We start from the raw sequence: 1,357 nt of genomic DNA, 5'->3' as shown, positions 1-1,357 counted from the left end.
ATTTTATTTAGGTTCTGGTAGGGCAAAAGGCAAGACCTGACCCCGTTTTCCAAAAGGCTTAATAACCCGATAAAACATTTCGTTTGCCACTGTTGCATTTTAGTGCCTATTCCCTGAGCCATCACGCTTTATCCCTTAACTATCTCTGTCTCTTGTTGCCATGTTTTCCATGCAACCAAACTGTTTTATTGGTTTAAAAAGCTATCTTGTACGCTCGCCAATGTCGGGCGTATCGCTAGTGATGCATTGACATCCACAACAGGTAAGTTGTAGCGCTGCGTTGCTATATTTTGCATTTCCATTCGCGCGTGCAAACGGTCGGCAATATTCTTATCATCAACATTTAAATAATGGGGCTCAATGCCCTGTTGCCTCAACCCTCGCAATAACCTTTGGGTGTGGCCACATGAGTCTCGTCCGTAAACAGCAACATAGGGTTCATTATACAAAGGAGGCAAGATCGGTTTTGGCCCAAAATCTTGCCAGGCTTTATAGAGGCAGAAGCCAATTAATAAGAGCAACAGTCCTTGTTTCATTATTTATCTCACTACATTTATCCCACTAAGACGTTTGTTTTTTAGCGCTAACTTTTCTTGCTCACATCTGCAAACCAAGGTTTAATAGGCTTTTTTACTTTAGGTAATAAATCGCTTAACTTTAAACGACTACAAACATCGCATTAGCCTGTTATTCATAAAGCTCTGTCAAATACAAGTTGTTAACCAAAGCTTGAGTGACTTCTTCATTTTAAACCAGTGTTGAGCCCTCTACTGATTTATAAATACCATCATCAATGCTTTCCTGTTGAGCACCAAACTGAAATAAGTCAATGTATTTTTGGTATTCATTATTTTTATAGGTAAACTCTCCCAGTACCAACCCAGTATCTAAAAATAACATTTCATCATCCCATGTGTAGATGTCTTTATCGCACTGGCTTAAATGTGCCACGAGTGAAGTGCACAAAATCGGTTCGCCACTGTTAATTTTAAAACGATCACTGTCAAAAACATTGACAAGAACAGAAATGACAGTGCCAAGTTCAACTTTATTAAACTCAGCTACAACCAATCGATTTTGAGGTAAAAGGTACTTATTCACTAGATGGTTACTTGGATTGATACTTTTATAAGTCGCTGGACCAAGTATCTTCTCAACGTCATTTGTGCTCATACCGAACTCAATGCCCATAATACTCTTGTATGATACGATATCGATTTGCATGTTAACTCCTAGTTACAGCCTGTAAAAAAATTACAAAGCCACCCATTATTTAAAAAAATTACAAAGCCACCCATTATTTAGAAGTTATAACATAACGCCATTCGTTTTAAGTTGCTAACACTTACATCCATTA

2 protein-coding genes are annotated in these 1,357 nt (G+C 38.0%); both read right to left on the bottom strand.

Features of this window, described 5'->3' with window-relative positions:
• Nucleotides 1–185: 185 nt before the first annotated feature.
• Entirely contained in the window at nt 186–536 is a 351-nt protein-coding gene (locus tag Q4533_RS19580) for a glutaredoxin domain-containing protein (protein WP_303503914.1), read from the bottom strand.
• A gap of 211 nt (nt 537–747) precedes the next feature.
• Nucleotides 748–1,224: a hypothetical protein gene (locus tag Q4533_RS19575; RefSeq protein WP_303503912.1), complete on the bottom strand. Its 477-nt coding sequence runs from the start codon at nt 1,222–1,224 to the stop codon at nt 748–750.
• Nucleotides 1,225–1,357: the final 133 nt, after the last annotated feature.

The organism is Shewanella sp. 6_MG-2023 (assembly GCF_030547195.1).
In the GTDB taxonomy this organism is placed as follows: domain Bacteria; phylum Pseudomonadota; class Gammaproteobacteria; order Enterobacterales; family Shewanellaceae; genus Shewanella.
The sequence above is the reverse complement of the archived record's forward strand: the minus strand, read 5'-3'. Positions and strand labels throughout refer to the sequence as shown.

Coding starts and splice junctions, on each gene's coding strand:
- Q4533_RS19580 (WP_303503914.1), bottom strand. CDS start 536: ATGAAACAAGGACTGTTGCTCTTATTAATTGGCTTCTGCCTCTATAAA.
- Q4533_RS19575 (WP_303503912.1), bottom strand. CDS start 1,224: ATGCAAATCGATATCGTATCATACAAGAGTATTATGGGCATTGAGTTC.